The sequence below is a fragment of the Mesorhizobium terrae genome (assembly GCF_008727715.1).
Lineage (GTDB): Bacteria > Pseudomonadota > Alphaproteobacteria > Rhizobiales > Rhizobiaceae > Mesorhizobium > Mesorhizobium terrae.
Genome location: NZ_CP044217.1, coordinates 171,405 through 187,019, shown reverse-complemented (window position 1 = coordinate 187,019; position 15,615 = coordinate 171,405). Strand labels below are relative to the sequence as shown.

Genomic DNA, 15,615 nt, shown 5'->3' with positions numbered 1-15,615 from the left:
CGAAGATGAGCAGCGAGATTTCTTCCCTGAATCCCGGCGTCGTGATCGAGACGAAGGCCGCACAGCTCAGTGTCTCGCCGACCGAGGGGCGGCTGTCGCTGCGCGCCAGGGGAAACGCCGTCGCGGCACTGAGCGCCGCACTCGGGCTTGCCCTGCCCGACCGCATCGGCCGCCGCGCCGCCGTCGGCGAGATCGAGGCGATCCGCCTCGGCCCGGACGAATGGACGATCCACGCGCCCACTAGGGACGCCGCCCGGCTCACCGCAGCATGCACGGCGTTGGCCGCCGCCCATCCGCACAGCCTGGTCGACATTTCCGGACGCGAGGTCACGCTGCTGGCCGAGGGGCCGAAGGCGGCCGAACTGCTCACGCTCGGCTGCCCGCGCGACATCGCTACGATCCCGTCCGGCGAAGGCCGCCGCACTCTGTTCGACGGCGCGACCGTCGTGCTGTGGCGCGACGCGGCCGACCGCTTTCGGATCGATGTCTGGAACAGCTTCGCCTCCCACATCGCCCAGCTGCTCGAAACCGGCTGCAGGGAACTTGCTGCCGAACTCGCCTGATCTTTGAAAGGATAACGCTATGACCGCCCCAGCCATCTCGGACACCGCGATCGCCAGCGCTATCGCCGAGGAACTCGACCGACAGAAGAACCGGATCGAATTGATCGCTTCGGAGAACATCGTATCCGCGGACGTGCTCGCCGCGCAGGGCTCGGTGCTCACCAACAAATACGCCGAAGGCTATCCGGGCAAGCGCTACTACGGCGGTTGCGAATTCGTCGACAAGGTCGAGGAAGTCGCCATCGAGCGTCTGAAGAAGCTGTTCGGGGCGGAATACGCCAACGTTCAGCCGCACTCCGGCGCACAGGCGAACCAGGCGGTGTTCCTGGCGCTGCTGCAGCCTGGCGACCGGGTCATGGGCATGTCGCTTGCGCATGGCGGCCACCTTACCCACGGCTCGCCCGTCACCATGTCGGGCAAGTGGTTCGACGTGGTTTCTTACGAAGTCGATCCCGAAACCCATCTGATCGACATGGAGAAGGTCCGCGAAAGGGCGCTGGAGACGAGGCCGAAGCTCATCATCGCCGGGGCCTCGGCCTATCCGCGCAGGATCGACTTCGCGGGCTTCCGCCGGATCGCCGACGAGGTGGGTGCCTGGTTGATGGTGGACATGGCTCACTACGCGGGCCTGATCGCCGGCGGACACTACCCGAGCCCGGTACCGCACGCCCATGTCGTCACCTCGACCACGCACAAGACGCTGCGCGGCCCGCGCGGCGGCGTCATCCTGACCAATGACGAGGCGCTGGCGAAGAAGCTGAATTCGGCGGTGTTCCCTGGCAACCAGGGCGGCCCGCTGATGCATGTCATCGCCGCCAAGGCGGTCGCCTTCGGCGAGGCGCTGCGGCCCGATTTCGCCGACTACGCCGGCCGGGTCATCGCCAACGCACAGGCATTGGCGAAAGTGCTGACGGATGGCGGCCTCGGCATCGTCTCGGGCGGCACCGACAGCCACATGGTGCTGGTCGACCTGCGTCCCAAGGGCGTAACGGGCAAGGCGGCCGAGGTCGCGCTGGAACGCGCTGGCCTGACCTGCAACAAGAACGCGATCCCGAACGATCCGGAAAAGCCTTTCGTCACCTCGGGCATCCGCGTCGGCAGCTCGGCCGGAACGACGCGCGGCTTCGGCGAGGCGGAGTTCCGCCGCGTCGGCGAACTGATCCTCAAGGTGATCGACGCGCTGGCCGAAAAGGACACGGAAGGCGACGCTGCGGTGGAGCGGTACGTGCTGGCCGAGGTCACGGACCTCTGCCGCCGCTTTCCGATCTACGGCTGAACGCTGACAATCATCCGGCCTGACGCGCGCGGAGCGGACCGCGTGGTCGATGAGGTATGGCATGTTCGTGAGTGTTTTCGATGTCTTCAAGATCGGCGTTGGGCCTTCGTCATCGCACACGATGGGCCCGATGACGGCGGCGGCGCGGTTTCTCGATCTGCTGCGCGACGCCCCGGAAAGACAGCGCTCCGCAAGGCTCATGGCGACGCTGCACGGCTCCCTCGCCTTCACCGGCAAGGGCCATGCCACGGACCGCGCCGTGGCGCTCGGCCTGCTTGGCTACCTGCCCGCCGATCTGGACCCAGACCGAGCCGAGCGCGAGCTCGTAGCGCTTCATGAAAGCCGCCGGCTGCGTTCGCGGAGCTTGCCGCCGCTCGCTTTCGATCCCGCCGCCGACATCATCTTCGACTACGGGCCACCGCTGCCCGGTCACGCCAACGGACTGGTGTTCGCCGCGCTGGACGTTCACGGCAGCATCGTCCTGGCGGAAACCTACTATTCCATCGGCGGCGGCTTCGTCGTCACCGCCGCCGAACGCCAGGCGCCCACGATGGCGGCTAGCGGCTTGGCGCAATGGCCGTATCCCTTCGACAGCGCCGCTTCGATGCTCGCCATGTCGCGCGAGACCGGGCTTTCCGTCGCTGCGATGAAGCGCGAGAACGAGATCGCTGTCCTCCCTGCTCCTGAGGTCGAGCGGGGGCTGGCGCACATCTGGTCGGTGATGAACACAAGCATCGACCGGGGCATGGCGCGGGACGGCGAGTTGCCTGGAGGATTGCACGTGCGACGGAGGGCGAGGGGAATCCATCAGCAGCTTCTTGCCGAACGGCTGGGCAATTCGAGCCAGCCGCACGCCGCGTCGGATTGGCTAAGCGTATACGCCATGGCCGTCAACGAGGAGAACGCCGCCGGAGGACAGGTTGTGACGGCGCCTACCAATGGGGCTGCGGGCGTCGTCCCAGCAGTATTGCGCTATTACCTCGACCACTGCGCCGGCGCCGAACCCACCAAGGTCCCCGACTTCCTGCTCACTGCCGCGGCCATCGGCGGGCTGATCAAGCACAACGCCTCGATTTCCGGTGCCGAAGCCGGCTGTCAGGGCGAAGTTGGGTCTGCGGCAGCCATGGCGGCGGCAGGCCTCTGCGCCGTGCTCGGCGGCACGCCTGAGCAGATCGAAAACGCCGCCGAGATCGCGCTTGAGCATCATCTCGGCATGACTTGCGATCCGGTGCGGGGACTTGTGCAGGTTCCCTGCATCGAACGCAACGGGATAGGAGCGACCAAAGCCGTAGCCGCCGCCTCGCTTGCGCTGCGTGGTGACGGTACGCACTTCATGCCGCTCGACAACTGCATCGAAGCGATGCGCCAGACCGGCGAGGAGATGAGCGTAAAGTTCAAGGAGACCAGCCTGGGAGGCCTCGCAGTAAATCTGCCGGAATGCTGAGGGTCGGGTGTTGTCTTTGGCAGCACGCGTGAGGTGGCGGTGCGCCTCGCACGGCCCGCCGTAGATACCTCTCTTGGCGGCGGCGGCGGCAGCGCGATTAAAAACTGTAATTGATTGATAGCGACTTCTAATTTCCTGCAGCGGCGCGGCCTTTCTATAGTCCCTTCCGAGCTCGACCACCCTGATTTCGATGCAAAGGAAATGGAACGATGAACGTCTATGCCAAAGGCATGCCGAACGAATTGCTTCGGCTGCAGAACATGCACAACGGCGAAAAGGCCGTTCCGACCTTCAGCGCGGCGGAAATGACGCGCCGGCAGGACGGTCTGCGTAAGATCCTGACCGAGCTGAAGCTCGACGCCGCGATCCTCACTTCCTATCACAACATCTGCTACTTCTCCGACTTCCTGTACTGCTACTTCGGACGCCGCTATGCCTTCGTCGTCACGCCGCAGAAGGCGATTTCCGTGTCCGCCGGCATCGACGCAGGCCAGCCTTGGCGCCGCACGTTCGGCGACAACGTCACCTATACCGACTGGCGTCGCGACAACTACTTCCACGCGCTGCAGGAGTCGCTGCCGGGCGTGAAGCGTCTCGGCATCGAGTTCGACCACGTCAATATCGAGTTGCGCAAGCTTTTGCAGGACTCCTTTCCGGAGGTGGAGTTCGTCGATATCGGCTCGCCCACGATGTGGCTGCGCACGATCAAGTCGGCGGAGGAAATCGCCCTGATCAAGGAAGGCGCGCGCACCGCCGACATCGGCGGCGAAGCGGTCCGCGATGCGATCCGCGAAGGCGTTCCGGAATACGAGGTGGCGCTTGCGGGCACGCAGGCAATGGTGCGCCATATCGCGAAGACCTTCCCGCACGCCGAATTGATGGACACCTGGGTCTGGTTCCAGTCCGGCATCAACACCGATGGCGCCCATAATCCAGTGACGTCGCGCAAAGTTCAGAAAGGCGACATCCTTTCGCTCAACTGCTTCCCGATGATTTCGGGCTACTACACCGCGCTGGAGCGCACCCTGTTCCTTGACCACGCAAGCGATGAACACCTGCGCATTTGGGAGGTCAATTGCAAGGTGCACCGCCGTGGCCTCGAACTCCTGAAACCCGGTGCTCGCTGTGGCGACGTGGCGACCGAGTTGAACGACATCTACCGAAGCCACGGTCTGCTCGGCTATCGCTCGTTCGGCTACGGACATTCCTTCGGCGTGCTGTCACACTACTATGGCCGCGAAGCCGGCGTCGAACTGCGCGAGGACATCAACACCGTCCTTCAGCCGGGCATGGTCGTTTCGATGGAGCCGATGGTGACCTTGCCGGAAGGAATGACCGGCGCCGGCGGCTATCGCGAGCACGATATCCTCGTGATCGGCGAGAACAGTTCGGAAAACATCACCAAGTTCCCATTCGGACCGGAGCACAATATCGTCAAGCCCTGACGGGCGGTCTGAACTGCGAGGCGGGCCTTTGGGAAACCAGAGGCCCGCTTGCGTTTGTGCGGCGCCGCATGATTTTATGTCCCGCTGGAGGATGGAGTGCCATGCGCAGCATCCCTACTGACCTGCTTCGTGCCTTCGTGACGGTTATCGACCTACGCGGTTATACGCGCGCCGGTGAACAGCTTGGCCGCACCCAACCGGCGATCAGCCTGCAGATGAAGAAGCTGCAGGAATTGCTGGGCGTTTCGCTGTTCGCCAAGGAAGGCGGCGCACAACCGACCGAGCATGGGGAAATAGTTGCAGGATATGCCCGTCAGATTCTGGCGCTCAACGACGAGATGATGCTGAAGCTTTCCAACCGCGACAGCAAAGGCAAGCTGCGGCTGGGCATCCCCAACGACTATGCGGACCACTTCCTGCCTAAGTTGATGGCGACTCTTGCCCGGGACGGCGGCGATATCACCTTCGACGTCGTCTGCGATCTTTCCCACAACCTGTTGCGCGGCTTGCGCAACGGCCAGTTCGATATTGTGGTGGCGATGACGGCCGACGGGCCCTCGGAAGGCGCGTTCATGACCTGGAAGGAACCGCTGGCCTGGGTCGGCGCGGAACCGCTCGATGCTGTTCCGGAAGACGTCGATGACAGAAAACGGCTTCGCATTGTCTGCTATCCCGAAGGCTGTCTCTATCGCCGCAACATGCTGACGGCGTTGCAGCGTGACGGACGCAATTTCGAGATCGTCTACACGAGCCCGAGCCTGTCCGGCCTGGAAGCGGCTGTGGGCGCCGGGTTCGGCATGACCGTACTGGCGCGCAGGATCATTCCCTCGGCATTGCGGATCATGGGGCCTTCGAGCCACCTGCCTCGTCTGGCCGACGTCGTGGTCGGCATCTATGTCGTGCCTGATCGAAAGCGATCGGCGGTGGCGCAAAGTTTCGCAGCTCGCTTCGCCGACATGTTCGTGGCGAACGACGGCGACGCTAAGGCGGTTTGAGGCACCTGCCTGCGAGCCGCGGTCAAGCCGAGGTCGTCGGCTTGCCGCGCTGCCTCGTCAGCATGGCCAGGACCGCGAATAGGGTGATCGAAAGAGCCAGCAGCAGCGTTGCCGCCGCCATGATGGTCGGGTTGATCTGGTCGCGGATGCCGGAAAACATCTGGACCGGCAGTGTGCGCTGCTCGGCAGCCGTCATGAACAATGCCACCACGACCTCGTCGAAGGAAATGGCGAAGGCGAAGATGGCGCCGGAAACCACGCCTGGCAAAATGTTCGGCAAGGTCACGCGGAAGAAGGCGGACATCGCCGGGGCGCCGAGGCTAAGCGCCGCGCGGGTCAGGTTGGTGTCGTAAGTTGACAGCGTCGCCGTGACCGTGATCACGACGAATGGCGTGGCCAGGGCAGTATGCGCCAGCACCAAGCCGGTGCGCGTATTGGTCAGGCCGAACTGGCCGAAGAACAGATAGCTGCCGACCGCTACGATGACGATCGGCACGATCATCGGTGAAATCAAGAGCGCCATGATGAGCCGGCGTGCCGGAAAATCGGGACGTGAGATTCCCAGGGCCGCCAGCGTGCCGAGCGTCGTCGCCAGCACGGTTGTCATCACCGCCGCGACGGCGCTGTTGAAGATGGCGTTCATCCATCGCGTGTTGCCGAAGAAATCCGCATACCAGCGTAACGAATATTCTCGGACCGGAAGTGTGAAGAACGGATCCTTCGAAAAGGACAACGGCACGATGATGAACAACGGTGCGATCAGGAATAGCAGTACGGCGACGGCGAACGCCACCACAAGCGTCCGTGTCAACCGTTCAAAAGGAGTCGCGTAGGAAGGCAACCACATGGCGTCACCCCAGCTTGATCTTGTCAGCGCCGACGAGGCGCAGGAACAACAGGTAGATAGCGAGCGTCACGACAAGCAAGACGACGCCAAGGCTCGAAGCCAGCCCCCAGTTGAGGTCGCGGTTGATGAAGACGGCGATGAAGTTCGAGACCATCTGGTCACGTGGCCCGCCCACGAGCGCCGGAGTGATGTAGTAGCCGAGCGAAAGGATGAACGTCATCAGGCACCCCGCGACGACACCGGGCAGTGTCTGAGGCGCATAGATCCGCCAGAACGCCGAGATCGGGGGCGCGCCGAGCGAGCGGGCGGCGCGCAGTTGCGTGGTCGGAATTGAACGCATGACACTGTAGATCGGCAGGATGGTGAAGGGAAGCTGGATGTGCGTCATCGCCGTGACCGTGCCAACACGCGTGAAGATGAACTGGAGCCTTTCGCTGGTAATGTGCAGGGCCATTAGAGCATCGTTGATGACGCCGTTCGATTGCAGGAGGACGACCCAGGCAGTCGTGCGCACGAGCAACGACGTCCATAGCGGCAGGAGCACCATCAGCATCATGATCCCCGCGACCGCCTTCGGCGCGATGGTGAGGACGTAGGCGACGGGATAGCCGAGGACAAGCGTGAACAGGGTCACCACGGCCGCCACGAACAGCGTCCGTCCCAGGACATCGAGAAAGATCGCCTGGTCTCCCTCGACTCGTCCGAGCGAATTGTCGGGGTTCTGCTTCAGATCGACGGCGCTCAGCAGGTAAAACGGAGTGAAGGCGGAGCCGTTGCGCTTGATCACCGCCCAGACGTCCGGCGATCCCCAGTCTTTGTTGAGTTCGAGGAATCGTTCCTTGTAAGGACCGACGTCGAGCCGGTCGACCATGCGGGCGGCGGCTAGGATGCGACCGCGCATACCGGAAATCTCGTAGTTGAGGCGCTTGCCGACCAAGGCGGCCGTGCTGTTGTCCTTGGCGACTTTCAAGTCTGCGGCAAAGGCCGCGTAGACGGGCTCCGCGGGAGTCGACGCGCCATCCCAGCCTTCAAGTGCGACAAGCGTCCGCGGCAGCACCTCGCGTGTCTCCGGGTTCCCGACCGCGGTGACGAGCAGATAGAGGATTGGCGCCACGAAGACGACGAGAAGAAAGACGACCAGTGGTAGCGCAAGCGACAGAGCGGCCCGTCGCGCCGGCCGTTCGGCGCGCCGCACGGCCATGAAGACGTTGATGCGCTCGATATCGGCAGCGGTCATGACTTTACGCCCCCAAGAGGCGGCATTCGGATACGCCGCATTCGAGTATGACGTCCTCGCCCGGCGCGAAATGCCGCGCTTGGTGTGCCGGGATGCGGGCCGTCAGCGTCTGGCCACCAAATGCCTCCACCGACAACCGCATGTGGTCGCCTAGGAAGAAGACGTCGCGTGCCTTGCCCGAAAAACGGTTGAGATCGGCGCGGGCTTCTCCATCGGCTAGAACGAGGCTTTCCGGCCGTACCGAAACACTCATCTCGCCAGGACCGGAAATATCGGCGCTTGCGGCCTTGAACACGGTGCCGTCCGCCATGCGCACCACGGCCAGTTCTCCTTCGCGTCCGGCCGGGGTGCAGGGCAGCGTATTGTTTTCGCCAATGAAGGAGGCGACGAAGCGGTTGGACGGTTCGTTGTAGAGCGTTTCAGGATCGGCAAGCTGCTGGATGCGGCCGTCATGGAAAACGGCGATCCTGTCCGACATCGTCAGGGCTTCGGACTGGTCGTGAGTGACGTAGACCATGGTGATGCCGAGCGATACTTGCAACTGCTTGATCTCGAGCTGCATGCGCTCGCGCAGTTGTTTGTCGAGCGCGCCGAGCGGCTCGTCCATCAGGACCAGCGACGGCTCGAACACCAGGGCGCGGGCGAGAGCGACGCGCTGCTGCTGACCGCCGGAAAGCTGTGCCGGGCGGCGGTCGCCCAAGTTGTCGAGGCTGACCCGGCCAAGCGCCTGACGGACCTTTTCCTTCGCGGCGGCGCCCGCGATCCCACGGTAGCGTAGCGGAAACGCGACGTTCTCCGCCACCGTCATATGGGGAAAGAGAGCGTAGTTCTGGAATACGAAACCGATGTTGCGCTTTTCCGGTGGCAGCCGCTCGACAGGCTTGTCGTCGAGCAGGATGCGACCGAGCGTCGGCCGTTCGAAACCGCCCAGCATCATCAGCGTCGTAGTCTTGCCGGAGCCCGAAGGCCCCAGCATTGTCAGGAATTCGCCGCGACGAACCGCCAGGTTCAAGTCTTTCACCACGAAGGCGATTCCGTCGTAGGACTTCTTCACGTCCTCGAACCGAACGAGGGCATCGACTGAACGATCCATCGCCAGTGGCACTTGCTGGGAAACGTTCATCGATTTCCTCCCTTCGGCCATCGGCCCTATTGTGCGAGCCAGGTCGTGAAGCGCTTACGGATTTCCTCTCCGTTGTCGGCCCAGAAGCCGTTGTCGAGGGTCAACGAAACCGTCAGGTTCTGTGGGCTGGTGGGCAGATTCTTGGCGTCCTCGGGCGCCACGAACTCGGCCGCCGATTTCCGCACCGGACCATACGGGATGTATTTGGTAATGCCCGCGAGCACTTTTGGCTCCGCCGCATACTTGATGAACGCAAGGGACGCCTCGGGATTTTTCGCGCCCTTCGGGATCACCCAGTAGTTGGAATCGAGGATCTGGTTGTCCCACACGATCCTGAAATCCTTACCTTCCTTATTGGCGTTGTAGATGCGGCCGTTCCAGGCGGTCGTCATCGCGACTTCGCCGGAGGCGAGCAATTGCGGCGCCTGGGCGCCTGCTTCCCACCAAACGATGCTGTCCTTGATCGTGTCGAGCTTGGCGAAGGCGCGGTCGACTCCTTCTGGGGTCGACAGCGTTTCATAGACCTTGTCTGGCGCGACGCCATCAGCGAGCAACGCGAATTCGAGATTGGTGGCCGGGTTCTTCCAAAGCCCGCGCTTTCCAGGAAACTTCTTGGTGTCGAACAGATCCTTGATCGTCTTGGGACCGTCCGGGAGCTTGGCCCCGTCGTAGGCCAGGATCGTGGCATAGACGATCGTCCCCACGCCACAGTCGGACGTCGTCCCCTTGATCCAGTCATCCTCGGGTCCGATCTTCGCCCAATCGATCTTCTCGAATATGCCCTCGTCGCACCCTTGCAGCAAGGTCGGCGCATCGACGTCCACCGCGTCCACCGTTGTGTTGCCGGACTCGATCATGGCCTTTATCTTGGCGATCTCGCCGCCATACTCCTGTTCGTCGATCTTGATCCCTGTGCTGGCGGTATAGGTTTCGAAAACCGCCTTGCGTTGCGCTTCCTGATAGGCTCCGCCGAAGCTCATGACGGAAATCGCGTCCTGTGCCTGCACAGGTTGCGCGCAAAGCGGCGAAAGCACCGTCATTGACAGCGCGAGCATGCGACCCGCTGAACGATATCCCATATTGGCCACTCCCAACGCCTGATTGGAAAATGCGGCCTGCTCGGTTCCTACGAGTGCTGCCGCCACGAAAGCCGTAGTTCGCGGTTCCAATGGCGGCAAATAAGTACATCACATGACCCCATGAGGAACCGTTATCGTGATGACTTCACTGATCGAAGCGTGGTCGCAAGACGTGGCACCCGTTCTCTGCACATTGCGCAGGACACAATACCACACTACCGCCAGCGTCAGTGTTGGCTGCCACACCGTTCTGGATCAGCCAAGTCGAGGCCCCGGTACCGGGTTGGAGATCTTAAGGACGGCATCAACCTTCAAGAGGTTATTCGTTAATGCAGAGCCAGCCGATCGACTCACCCCCGTCAGGCTCTTCCACGGCAATTTAAGAGCACTAAAGGCTTCGATAAAAGAATAGAATGTCAGATCGCGCGGCGACTGATCATGATCGCCTACGTTAAGAAAGAGCATCCATATCGGTTCCATCTCATCGCTTCCTATCAAACTCGGTCGTATTGGATATTTGAACGCCCTTGTGGTCACCAACCATCAGTCCGAAAGTATTCTCGGCGCGGGATGCTTATTCCCCTGGCAGGATATGGCCGGCTTCCGGCCGCCAGGTCAGCCAGACGTCCGCTTTGTGCGCCAGGTTGAGATGTTCGAGCTCGTCATGGCTCTTCTGCGCTTTCAATTCGATGCCGTCGGGACCTTCGAGATGGATCACGGCGGTGGCGCCGACGAACTCCTCGCCTACCACGGAGGCCCGCACCGCATTGATGCCCTCGGCCGGCTTCTCGTTGGAGAGTTGCACGCGGTCGTCAGAGACGACGAAGGTCGCCTTGTCGCCCTTCGCCAAGGCTTTTACCGGATTGGCCGCGATATCAAATTCGCCGGCGGGCGTCGCGACGCGGACCGCCCCGTTGCCGACGGCCGTGACGCTGCCGCCGAAGATGTTCGATGAGCCGAGGAATTCGGCGACGAATCTGGTGCGCGGCGCGCGGTAGATCTCCTGCGGGTCGCCGATCTGCTCGATGCGGCCGCGGCTCATGATGACGACGCGGTCCGCCATCGAGAACGCCTCCGACTGGCTATGAGTGACGTAGACGAACGTGATGCCGAGCTCGCGCTGAAGGTTCGACAGGACCGTCTGCATGCGCACCTTGAGATGTGCGTCCAGCGCCGAAAGCGGCTCGTCCAGAAGCAGGATCTCGGGCTCCGTGACCAGCGAGCGCGCCAGCGCCACGCGCTGGCGCTGGCCGCCCGAGAGATGCGCCACGTTGCGATCGGCGAACTCGGCGATCTGCATCCGTTCGAGCCATTTGTCGACGCGCCGCCGGCGCTCGCTTTTTTCGATGCCGCGCATGCGCAGGCTGAACTCGACGTTCTCGCGCACCGTCAGGAACGGAAACAGGGCCAGGCTCTGCCACACCATCGGGGTGTCGCGTTGCCAGGTCGGCAGGTCGTTGATGCGTTTGCCGGCGAGCCGTATCTCGCCCTCGCTCGGCGCCTCGAGACCCGCCAGCATACGCAGCGTGGTCGTCTTGCCGCAGCCGCTCGAACCCATGATGGCAAGGAACTCGCCCTTGCGGATGTCGAGATTCATCTTCTCCACGGCGACGAAAGCGCCGAACCGCTTCGCGACGCCGTCGAAGACGACGAGAGCCTGGTCGGTCATTGTGTGACTACTCCGGTGTCTTTGACTGCCGCAGCCGGCGCGGCTCCGCGTTTCATGAGAAGGACCTGGGCCACGACCACCAGCGTCATGGAAACGATGAAGACGAAGGTGCCGATGACGTTGATGCGCGGGCTGACCTGGCCCTGGAGAAAGCCGAGCACCTTGACCGGCAGCGTCTCGTTCAGGCCGGAAACGAACCAGGCGACGGCGAACTCGTCGAAGGAGACCGCCATGGTGATGAACACAGCGGCGAATAGCGCCGGCCGGCAGAAGGGCACGATCACATGGCGCATCGCCATCCATTCGGATGCGCCCAGATTCCACGCCGCCGCTTCCAGCGACGGGTCCATCTGCGACAGCCGCAGCCGGCAGATCGCCATGGCGAAGGGAGCGCACATGACGACATGGGCGATGACGACCGAATAGGTCGCGCCGGACAGGTTGACGTTGGACAGGAAGGCCAGCATCGCAAGTCCGAGAATGACCACGGGGATGGTCGGCGGCAGCAGCGCCAGCGCGACATAGACCGGCTTGCCGAAGAATCTGTATCGGAAGTCGGTGTAGGCCGCGCCGAACCCGATTGCGGTCGACACCACGGATGCCACCACGCCGACGACCAGCGTGTTGCGCAGCCCCTGCCAGACCAGCGGGTCGTTCCAGACCGTCTCGTACCAGACGGTCGAGAATCCGCCGAGCGGCAGCGACGGGAAGCGATCGACATTGAGCGAGAAGACGAAACTCGCGGCGATCGGCGCGAAGATGAAGCCGAACGACAGCACTATGTAGATCTTCAGCGCCCAGTCGATCAGCCGGTTGCGGTTGAAATCGTTCATCGCCCCCTCTCCCGATAGGCGTAGCTGACGGCGGCGAAGGCCACGGCGAGCAGCGTGGCGATCATGGCAAGCGCGATCACCGACGCGCGCGGCCATTGCTGGCCGGATTTCGTCGTGTCGGTGATCAGGATGGACAATGTCGGGGGATCGCCACCGCCGAGATATAGCGGGCTGACGAAATCACCGAACGTCAGGATGAAGCAGAACAGCGCCGCGATGACGAGGCCGACCCGCGCGGCCGGAATGACCACTTCGAACACGGTGCGCAGGCGGCCGCAGCGCAGATTGTGCGCGGCCTCGATCAGCATCCTGTCGACGAAGACGAGGCTGAACAGTTGCAGAAGCACCACGAGCGGGAAGCTCAGCGTGAGATAACCGACCATCACGCCGAAGACGGAGTTCAGCATCCCGAACGGACCAAGGCCGATCTTGGCGAACAGGGCGTTGAATATGCCGTGGTCGGAAAGGAATATCTGCCAGGAATAGACGCGCACGAGGTAGCTGGTGAAGAAGGGAATGACCATCAGGAACACCGCCCAGCGCCGCGCCGATTCCGACAGCTTGAAAGCGATGCCGTAGGCGCAGGGAAACGCCAGGACGCTGGTGAGACCGGCGGCCGCGGCGGAAAGCAGAAGCGTGCGGAAATAGGCTTCCCAGAACACCCCGCGGCCCAGCATCCGCGTCCAGTTGTCCGGATTGAAATCCGGGACCATGCGGAAATTTTTCACCGACCAGAAGCTGAGCGCGATCAGGAAGAGCAGCGGCGCCAGGAAGAACAGCAGCTGCCACACCAGCATCGGCATTGAGAATGTCAGGCCGTAGAGCGTGATCGATTTTCGCATTTCTGTCCCGTTCGGACGCGGATCGGTCGGTTTCAGGTTTAAAAAAGGCAAGCAGGGCGGGCAACGTCGCCGCCCGCCCTGCCTGGTCTTCGGTCCGCCATTGGCCGCGGTCAGGAGCCCTTGTATTCCGACCAGAAGTCGTTCCAGTCCTCAAGGCTCTGCTGGACCGGCAATTGCCGGTATTTTATGCGACCGGCGCGGATGAGATCCATCGCGTTCGGCTCGTTGAGCAGCATGCCCTGCCGCTTGGCTTCGGCAGGCGTCTCCTTTGCCAGAAGCTCCCAGCCCTTCTTGTTCGGGATGAGGCAAGGATAGGCCGCCATGTTGGCCGACTTCACCTGGCCCTTGGCCGAGGTGATGTACTGGATCCATTTCTTGGCGAGATCCGCCTTCTGCGAGCCTTTGCCGATGGAGAAGGATTCGGTGAACTGCAGCCCGCCTTCTTCGGGGATGACGCTGCGCACCTTGGCTCCGCTCCTCTCGAGCGTGCCGGTGATCCAGTCGCCGATGCCCGCCATCGCCAGCATCTGGCCGTTCTGCAGCGAGGAGAACGTGCCGCCATAGTCGAAGAAGCCGCCGATCTGCGGGCGCAGCGTCATCGTCTTGTCCTGCACCGCCTGCCATGCCGCCGCGTCGATATCGTAGGGGCTGGCGTTTCCGTTGAGCAGGCTGATCTGGCCGAGGTTGGGCAGATGCCAGTCGAAATGCCCCACCTTGCCCTTCAGCTTCTCGGCCCAGTAGATGTTGTAGCTCGACGCCTCCTTTTCGGTGATCGCCTCGGTGTTGTAGGCGACGCCGAGGAAGCCGAACCGGGTGATGACCGAATAAAGGTCGTTGTCCTGCCAATGACCCGGGAAATGCTGGAATTCGGGGAAGAAGTCGTTGAAGGGATAGTCGGCCGGGTCGAGCTTCTCGATATAGCCGGCGGCGTTGAGCTGCTGCACGTATTCGGCGTCCGACAGGATCAGGTCGAACGTGCCGGGCGGCGACTGCGATATGAGGCCCAGCATGTTGTCGCCGCCGGTATAGTATTTCGGCTTGAACTTGACGTTGTTCTCCGCCTCGAATTCGCTCACCACGTCGGGCTCGGCATGGCCATACCAGGCAAGCATCGTGAGCTCGACCGGTGCGGCGAAGGCAAGCCGGCTGAGATAGGGCGTTGCGAGCATGCCGCCGCCAAGAACGGCACCGCCGCGAAGAAGGCCGCGTCGGCTGACGCGGCGGGATGACGAGAGATTATCGGTCATGGAGTTCCCCTTCCATTTTTTGGCCTATCTCAGGCTATGAAGGGCCAATACATTTGAAAAATTAATTCTAAAAATTTTTGCATTTATCCTGCTTATTGACGATCGAGTTCCCCGGCACGCCTTATCGGGTCGTTGGATACGCCTGCTTCGTCAAGGCGCGCGATGATGTGATTGACCAGGCGAATGCTGGCGTCCGACAGGCGCGGGTGCTTGTAGAACAGCCCGACCCGGATTTCGGCCAGCGACGGAAACCCGTCCATTTCGTCGAGGACGCGCATGCCCGGCAGCATGGTGTAGCGGGTCAGCGCGCTGGCGCCGAGACCGTTCACCACGGCGTTCTGGAGCCCGCCGATCCCCGATCCGGTATAGGCGACTCGCCAGCGAATCTGCGCGGCGTCAAGCGCCTGGATCATGCGCGCCCTGTAGGCGCAGCCCTCTGGATGCGCCGCCAGCGGTATTCCCTTCTTCCGGTCGAACGTCGCGGTCTCCGCCGCCGCCCAGATCGGCCGCTCGATCCATGACCGCGACAGGTACTGCGCCCGCTCATTGTTGACCATGGCGACCGCCAGGTCGAGTTCGTCGGCCCGCAGGCGGTCGAGTATCTCGGCACTCCAGCCACAATGCAGCTCGAGCGAGATTTCCGGATTCCGGCGCGTATATTCCGTGATGACGCCCTGGAGGAAGGCGACGGCGTAGTCGTTGGGCAGGCCGACGCGGATCACCCCGGCTATCTTGGAGCGGTTGAAATAGGAGGCCGCCTCGTCGTTGAGGCGCAGGATTTCCCGCGCGTAGCTGAGCAGCATCTCGCCTTCGCTGGTCAGCAGCAGCGTGCGTCCGACCTGCCTGATGATGGGGGCGCCGACGAGTTCCTCAAGCCGCTTGACCTGCAGCGAGACGGCCGGCTGGGTTCGGCCGAGCGCGTCGCCGGCTTTCGTGAAGGCGCCGAGGTCGATGACGGAAACGAAGGTGCGGAGCAGGTCTGTCTGGAAGTTCGTGAAGCTGCGCATGGATTAGC

General features: G+C 62.7%; 14 protein-coding genes. 5 read left to right on the top strand and 9 right to left on the bottom strand.

Annotated elements, in window-relative coordinates:
- Positions 1-5 precede the first annotated feature (5 nt).
- The 5 genes from soxG to FZF13_RS00925 all read left to right on the top strand — a co-directional run bounded on the left by soxG (position 6) and on the right by FZF13_RS00925 (position 5,723).
- The gene (soxG, locus tag FZF13_RS00945) at positions 6-563 is read left to right on the top strand and encodes a sarcosine oxidase subunit gamma family protein (protein WP_065996699.1); all 558 of its coding nucleotides are present in this window, start codon (positions 6-8) and stop codon (positions 561-563) included.
- Between the two features lie 19 nt (positions 564-582).
- Positions 583-1,839, top strand: a complete 1,257-nt coding sequence (gene glyA / locus FZF13_RS00940; RefSeq protein ID WP_065996698.1) for a serine hydroxymethyltransferase — start codon at positions 583-585, stop codon at positions 1,837-1,839.
- Between the two features lie 61 nt (positions 1,840-1,900).
- On the top strand, positions 1,901-3,283 hold the full coding sequence (locus tag FZF13_RS00935; protein ID WP_065996697.1) for an L-serine ammonia-lyase: 1,383 nt from the start codon (positions 1,901-1,903) through the stop codon (positions 3,281-3,283).
- Positions 3,284-3,513: 230 nt separating this feature from the next.
- Positions 3,514-4,728, top strand: a complete 1,215-nt coding sequence (locus tag FZF13_RS00930; RefSeq protein WP_065996718.1) for a M24 family metallopeptidase — start codon at positions 3,514-3,516, stop codon at positions 4,726-4,728.
- A gap of 101 nt (positions 4,729-4,829) precedes the next feature.
- Positions 4,830-5,723, top strand: a complete 894-nt coding sequence (locus FZF13_RS00925; protein ID WP_065996696.1) for a LysR substrate-binding domain-containing protein — start codon at positions 4,830-4,832, stop codon at positions 5,721-5,723.
- Positions 5,724-5,745: 22 nt separating this feature from the next.
- On the opposite strand, the gene FZF13_RS00920 is transcribed toward FZF13_RS00925, so the two are convergent.
- The 9 genes from FZF13_RS00920 to FZF13_RS00880 form a co-directional block, all read right to left on the bottom strand.
- Positions 5,746-6,570, bottom strand: coding sequence for an ABC transporter permease (locus FZF13_RS00920; RefSeq protein ID WP_065996695.1), 825 nt, complete (start codon positions 6,568-6,570; stop codon positions 5,746-5,748).
- Between the two features lie 4 nt (positions 6,571-6,574).
- Positions 6,575-7,807, bottom strand: coding sequence for an ABC transporter permease (locus FZF13_RS00915; RefSeq protein WP_065996694.1), 1,233 nt, complete (start codon positions 7,805-7,807; stop codon positions 6,575-6,577).
- A gap of 4 nt (positions 7,808-7,811) precedes the next feature.
- Positions 7,812-8,930, bottom strand: coding sequence for an ABC transporter ATP-binding protein (locus FZF13_RS00910; RefSeq protein ID WP_245317385.1), 1,119 nt, complete (start codon positions 8,928-8,930; stop codon positions 7,812-7,814).
- 26 nt (positions 8,931-8,956) lie between these two features.
- Positions 8,957-10,075: an ABC transporter substrate-binding protein gene (locus FZF13_RS00905; protein WP_246192407.1), complete on the bottom strand. Its 1,119-nt coding sequence runs from the start codon at positions 10,073-10,075 to the stop codon at positions 8,957-8,959.
- Between the two features lie 508 nt (positions 10,076-10,583).
- Positions 10,584-11,678 carry an ABC transporter ATP-binding protein gene (locus FZF13_RS00900; RefSeq protein WP_065996692.1) on the bottom strand — a complete coding sequence of 365 codons (1,095 nt, stop codon included), beginning with the start codon at positions 11,676-11,678 and terminating at the stop codon, positions 10,584-10,586.
- On the bottom strand, positions 11,675-12,511 hold the full coding sequence (locus FZF13_RS00895) for an ABC transporter permease (protein ID WP_065996691.1): 837 nt from the start codon (positions 12,509-12,511) through the stop codon (positions 11,675-11,677). The genes FZF13_RS00900 and FZF13_RS00895 overlap by 4 nt, the downstream gene beginning before the upstream one ends.
- On the bottom strand, positions 12,508-13,353 hold the full coding sequence (locus FZF13_RS00890; protein ID WP_065996690.1) for an ABC transporter permease: 846 nt from the start codon (positions 13,351-13,353) through the stop codon (positions 12,508-12,510). Before FZF13_RS00890 ends, FZF13_RS00895 begins: the two co-directional genes overlap by 4 nt.
- A gap of 110 nt (positions 13,354-13,463) precedes the next feature.
- Positions 13,464-14,600, bottom strand: coding sequence for a polyamine ABC transporter substrate-binding protein (locus tag FZF13_RS00885; RefSeq protein WP_065996689.1), 1,137 nt, complete (start codon positions 14,598-14,600; stop codon positions 13,464-13,466).
- A 92-nt stretch (positions 14,601-14,692) separates the two neighbouring features.
- Entirely contained in the window at positions 14,693-15,607 is a 915-nt protein-coding gene (locus FZF13_RS00880) for a LysR substrate-binding domain-containing protein (RefSeq protein WP_065996688.1), read from the bottom strand.
- Positions 15,608-15,615: the final 8 nt, after the last annotated feature.

Coding starts and splice junctions, on each gene's coding strand:
- FZF13_RS00885 (WP_065996689.1), bottom strand. CDS start 14,600: ATGACCGATAATCTCTCGTCATCCCGCCGCGTCAGCCGACGCGGCCTT.
- FZF13_RS00880 (WP_065996688.1), bottom strand. CDS start 15,607: ATGCGCAGCTTCACGAACTTCCAGACAGACCTGCTCCGCACCTTCGTT.
- FZF13_RS00890 (WP_065996690.1), bottom strand. CDS start 13,353: ATGCGAAAATCGATCACGCTCTACGGCCTGACATTCTCAATGCCGATG.
- FZF13_RS00925 (WP_065996696.1), top strand. CDS start 4,830: ATGCGCAGCATCCCTACTGACCTGCTTCGTGCCTTCGTGACGGTTATC.
- soxG (WP_065996699.1), top strand. CDS start 6: ATGAGCAGCGAGATTTCTTCCCTGAATCCCGGCGTCGTGATCGAGACG.
- FZF13_RS00935 (WP_065996697.1), top strand. CDS start 1,901: ATGTTCGTGAGTGTTTTCGATGTCTTCAAGATCGGCGTTGGGCCTTCG.
- FZF13_RS00930 (WP_065996718.1), top strand. CDS start 3,514: ATGCCGAACGAATTGCTTCGGCTGCAGAACATGCACAACGGCGAAAAG.
- FZF13_RS00910 (WP_245317385.1), bottom strand. CDS start 8,930: ATGAACGTTTCCCAGCAAGTGCCACTGGCGATGGATCGTTCAGTCGAT.
- FZF13_RS00900 (WP_065996692.1), bottom strand. CDS start 11,678: ATGACCGACCAGGCTCTCGTCGTCTTCGACGGCGTCGCGAAGCGGTTC.
- FZF13_RS00920 (WP_065996695.1), bottom strand. CDS start 6,570: ATGTGGTTGCCTTCCTACGCGACTCCTTTTGAACGGTTGACACGGACG.
- glyA (WP_065996698.1), top strand. CDS start 583: ATGACCGCCCCAGCCATCTCGGACACCGCGATCGCCAGCGCTATCGCC.
- FZF13_RS00895 (WP_065996691.1), bottom strand. CDS start 12,511: ATGAACGATTTCAACCGCAACCGGCTGATCGACTGGGCGCTGAAGATC.
- FZF13_RS00915 (WP_065996694.1), bottom strand. CDS start 7,807: ATGACCGCTGCCGATATCGAGCGCATCAACGTCTTCATGGCCGTGCGG.